Annotated in this window: 2 protein-coding genes; one reads left to right on the top strand and one right to left on the bottom strand. The window is 39.0% G+C overall.

The window, feature by feature from the left end:
• Positions 1-157: 157 nt before the first annotated feature.
• Positions 158-1,669, bottom strand: a complete 1,512-nt coding sequence (locus E1171_RS07415; RefSeq protein WP_155205376.1) for a M28 family peptidase — start codon at positions 1,667-1,669, stop codon at positions 158-160.
• Positions 1,670-2,036: 367 nt separating this feature from the next.
• On the opposite strand from E1171_RS07415, the gene gcvP reads away from it, so the two are divergent.
• Positions 2,037-4,949 carry an aminomethyl-transferring glycine dehydrogenase gene (gene gcvP / locus E1171_RS07410; RefSeq protein ID WP_155205375.1) on the top strand — a complete coding sequence of 971 codons (2,913 nt, stop codon included), beginning with the start codon at positions 2,037-2,039 and terminating at the stop codon, positions 4,947-4,949.
• Positions 4,950-5,108 lie beyond the last annotated feature (159 nt).

Here is a 5,108-nt window from a genome sequence, read left to right as displayed (position 1 = left end):
AAGATGCAGAAGTGGATGGTAAAGACTTTACTAAATATCTTTTGAATGAATTGGGAAGAGTAAGGAATTAGACAGTAATTTTTCTTTTTCCCCATTAATTAAAAAGGCAAAGAAGAAATACCTCTTCTTTGCCTTTTTGTTTTTTATAACTTAGTTCTTATTTTCCATTGTCGGCACTGGCTTTGTCTACCTTTATTCTTTCTTCTCGATTGGCAACTTCCCAGGCAGTGTAAAATACCAATTGAGCTCTTTTTTGCATTTGAGGGAATTTGATTTTATCAATGGTGTCAGTGTCTTTGTGGTAATCGGCATGGGTGCCATTAAAATAAAAAATTATCGGCACATTGTTTTTAACAAAGTTGTAATGATCTGATCGGTAGTAATATCGGTTAGGATCGTTCTCATCGTTGTAGGTATAATCCAAATTCAGATTTACGGTTTCTTTATTCACCTTTTCACTAATATTGTGTAGTTCTGTAGAAAGTTTGTCTGAGCCTATCAGATAAATATAGTTTTCATTATCCTTATGTGCGTCATCTACTCTCCCCACCATATCAATATTTAAGTTACAAACCGTGTTTTCCAATGGGAAAATTGGGTTTTGAGTATAATTATCCGATCCTAACAATCCTTTTTCCTCACCGGTAACCGTCATAAAAAGCATACTTCGGCGTGGTCCATGACCATCAGCTTTAGCCTGAGCAAAAGCTTGAGCAATTTCCATGACCACAGAAGTTCCCGAAGCATCATCATCAGCACCATTGTAGACTTTGCCATCGTGTATACCCACATGGTCATAGTGAGCAGTGATGACAATTACTTCATCTTTTTTATCACTTCCTTCGATATAGCCCAATACATTTTCAGTAGACACCTTTCTAGTCTTAAATTCCAAAGAATAATCTACTTTGCCTGGTTTGAATTTCTTAAGGGTATTTTTTTTCTCATCCTTTTCATTTTTTTCGGCTGCTGCCCTGAGTTTATTTGCCTTGGTACGAAACATTTCGGCCGCCTGTTCGGAAGAAATAAAAAACCGAATGGACTTATCTTTAGGCTCTGAGGAAGGGATGCTTAAACTCGAGCCAGACAAATATTTGCTCCAACGATCCTTTACTTTAGTGAATTCTTCCTTACTACCTTCAAAAGCTACAAAAATTGCTTTGGCACCCATTTCTCGGGCTTTTTTGGCTGCAGAACCTGAACGTGGCGATTTAGCGAAAACTACAACTCCTTTTCCTTCAACCTCCATTCCTTCAAAATCCTTTTCTGTTCCTTTGCCCAAGAAAACTACTTCAAGTTCTTTTTCACTTTGGGTGGTTTTTCCCCATACTAAAATATCAGTAAAATTTGATAACTTTTTACCATTCAGGACAAGGAATGCTTCATCAATTTTTTTTTCATCAAGTTCAAATTCCTGGAAATATTTTCCATCTACCGGACCCGTTAAATGATCTTGCTGAAATTGGCCTGAAATATAGGCTGCAGCCATTTTTTGACCTCTTTTTCCGGTATCACGGCCCTCTAAAATATCCGAAGCTAAAACAGATTCATGTTTATGCAGATCGTCAATTGTAATGGTGTTGGCGTATTTTTGGGCCAATTTTAGGTCTTGCGCAAAGTTGACATGGGCAACAAAAGCACCTGCCAATAGCAATAAAGCTCTTTTCATCGATAATAAAATTGAGATAATTGTTGTTTCTTAAAAGTATAATTAGGATTAAAACTATTTAATTTAAATACAAAAGTCATATTTTTTTTTGATAAATGCTTTAGTAAGGAAAAGAATTGAAAGTGAGTTCTACTCTTGGTTTTTTTACTCCTTCTTTTTTCTTCGTTATATTTTAAGGAAGGTGCCCAATTGAAGAGGGTTGTGTCATTAGGTGCAGTAAATCAATAGATTGAAGGTTTGAACTTTTAAAACTCAGTTAAATATTTTTTAATTAAAGCCTCTCAGATTCCAAATATCTTTTACCTTTGCACTGCCAGCATAGGAGGCGTTTTATTTCACTGTTAAAGTATTATTTTTTTGAGCTACTATGAAAATTAGTTTAAGAAATAACGAGCGATTTGAGTCCCGGCATAATGGCCCTGACCAACGTCAGGTTAGCCAGATGCTTGAAAAAGTAGGAGCAAATTCTTTAGAGGAATTGATTGAACAAACCATTCCTGCGACTATTCGGTTGCAAAAAGAATTGGACTTGCCAACAGCAAAGTCTGAGTTTGACTTTTTAAAAGATATAAAAAAGACTGCTCAAAAGAATAAGGTTTTTCGGAGTTTCATTGGAATGGGGTATTATAATACCATTACTCCTGGAGTGATTCAAAGAAATATTTTGGAAAACCCGGGATGGTATACCGCTTATACGCCTTATCAAGCAGAAATTGCACAGGGGCGTTTGGAAGCTTTGATTAACTTTCAGACCACTGTCATGGACCTGACTGGGATGGAACTTGCTAATGCTTCCCTACTTGATGAAGGAACGGCTGCCGCTGAAGCCATGAGCATGTCAGCTGCCCTTAGAAAGGGAGCTAAGAAGAAAGCTCATAAGTTTTTTGTAGATCAAAATGTATTTCCACAAACACTTGATATTCTCCAAACTCGTGCTCTTCCTATTGGTATTGAGCTAGTTTCAGGAGACCTCAATTCGGTGGATCTTAGTGACTCCGATTTGTATGGGATCATGGTGCAATACCCTGATGGGAATGGAGAAGTAAAAGACTACCAGACTTTGGTAGAAGCTGCTCACCAAAATGATTTAAAAGTAACATTTATTGCGGATCTTCTAAGTTTAGCTTTATTGACGCCTCCGGGAGAATTTGGAGCTGATATTGTAGTGGGAACCACTCAACGTTTTGGCGTTCCTATGGGATATGGAGGCCCTCATGCCGGATATTTTGCCACGAAAGAGCAATACAGACGTCAAATTCCTGGCAGAATAATTGGGGTTTCTAAAGATAAAGAGGGAAATACTGCATATCGAATGGCTCTCCAAACCCGTGAGCAACATATTAAAAGAGAAAAGGCTACTTCAAATATTTGTACGGCACAGGTTTTATTGGCGGTGATGGCTGGGATGTACTCAGTCTATCATGGACCAAATGGAATTCGTAGAATTGCTGAAAATACACTCGGGCATGCGCGCTTGCTCGACAAGGGATTGAAAGTACTGGGATACAAGCAGGTTAATGAAAACTATTTTGATACACTTAAGGTGGAAATGCCTTCTGAAATTGTCAGTGAAAAAATTGAGAAACTGGCCTTGGCTCAGGAGATCAATTTCCGCTATTTTGACAATCAATTTATTGGAATTGCAATAGACGAAACCACTACTATAGAAGATATTCAAGATGTCCTGGGAATTTTTGCTGAAGCCATTGATCAGGATTTGGGGGACTTTGATCCACAGAAGGAGGCCGAAAATTTAGCTATTGATTGGCCTCAGGCATTGGTTAGAAAGTCCGATTATCTAACCCATCCAGTGTTTAATACCCACCATTCGGAGTCAGAAATGCTTCGTTATATCAAACAGTTGGAAAATAAAGATCTTTCTCTGGTTCATTCCATGATTTCATTGGGATCATGTACAATGAAGTTGAATGCTACTGCCGAAATGATCCCTATCACCTGGCCTGAATTCTGTAATATGCACCCTTTTGTCCCAGCGAATCAAGCAGAAGGATACAGGGAACTATTTACAGACCTAGAAAAGTGGCTATCTGAGATCACAGGCTTTGCCGCAACCTCTTTACAGCCTAATTCAGGAGCCCAGGGAGAGTTAGCCGGCTTATTGGTCATTCGGGCACTTCATCACAGCCGAGGGGAAGTTAACAGAAATGTGGTATTGATTCCTTCTTCTGCTCATGGCACTAATCCTGCAAGTGCGGTTATGGCTGGAATGAAGGTAGTAATTGTTAAATGTGATGAGAATGGTAACATTGATGTTGCTGATTTGAAAGAAAAAGCAGAATCGCATAAGGAAGATCTTTCCACATTGATAGTTACCTATCCTTCTACTCACGGGGTATTTGAGGAGAGTATCAAAGAAATCTGTCAGATCGTCCATGATAATGGGGGGCGTGTATATATGGATGGAGCCAATATGAATGCTCAGGTTGGATTGACCAGTCCAGCAACCATTGGAGCTGATGTTTGTCACTTAAATCTACACAAAACCTTCTGTATTCCTCATGGAGGTGGAGGGCCTGGTGTTGGGCCTATTTGTGTGACGGAAGAACTGAAGCCTTTCCTTCCTTCCAATCCAGTAATAGCAACGGGAGGAGAAAATGGAATTACCGCCATTTCTGCAGCACCTTGGGGTAGTGCGGATATTTTGACTATCTCTTATGCTTATATTGCCATGATGGGGGCTGATGGTTTAAAAAGAGCTACACAGTTGGCTATTTTAAATGCCAACTATATTCAAACTTTGTTGAAAGACCATTATCCTGTGCTTTACAAAGGTTCTCAGGGAAGAAATGCACATGAGTTGATTGTTGATTGCCGGCAGTTTAAAGCGGTAGGTGTAGAAGTGGAAGATATTGCTAAACGACTAATGGACTATGGTTTCCACGCACCAACAGTTTCCTTCCCAGTGGCAGGTACCTTGATGATTGAACCTACGGAAAGTGAAGCTACCGAAGAGTTGGATCGTTTTTGTGAAGCCATGATTGCTATCCGAAATGAAATTCGGGAAATAGAGGAAGGAATCGCTGATAAGGAAAGCAATGTATTGAAAAATGCTCCACATACAGCAACAACAGCACTTTCGGATAATTGGAATTACCCATATAGCAGAGAAAAGGCAGTTTATCCATTAGCTTATGTGAAGCAGAATAAGTTTTGGCCATCGGTGAGTAGAGTGGATAGTGCCTATGGAGATAGAAATCTTTTCTGTAGCTGTGTGGCTATTGATGCCTATGAACCGGAAGAACCTGCTCTTGCTCACTAAAAAGTAACTACTTTCTAATAAATAAACAGTCTCATCCTGAAATTTGGGGTGAGACTTTTTTATTTAGATTTTTGTCAGTAATTGTAAATGCGGTATTGAGAAGCTGAGCGAGACGTTTTTTGAGCTTTTAGTTGGAAATTATGGACAATAAAAGCAATA

Origin of the sequence: Xanthovirga aplysinae (assembly GCF_009711365.1) — a bacterium.
In the GTDB taxonomy this organism is placed as follows: Bacteria; Bacteroidota; Bacteroidia; order Cytophagales; family Cyclobacteriaceae; genus Xanthovirga; species Xanthovirga aplysinae.
The sequence above is the reverse complement of the archived record's forward strand: the minus strand, read 5'-3'. Positions and strand labels throughout refer to the sequence as shown.

Excerpts from the sequence above, each read along its gene's own strand:
- E1171_RS07415 (WP_155205376.1), bottom strand. The coding sequence starts at position 1,669 with ATGAAAAGAGCTTTATTGCTATTGGCAGGTGCTTTTGTTGCCCATGTC.
- gcvP (WP_155205375.1), top strand. The coding sequence starts at position 2,037 with ATGAAAATTAGTTTAAGAAATAACGAGCGATTTGAGTCCCGGCATAAT.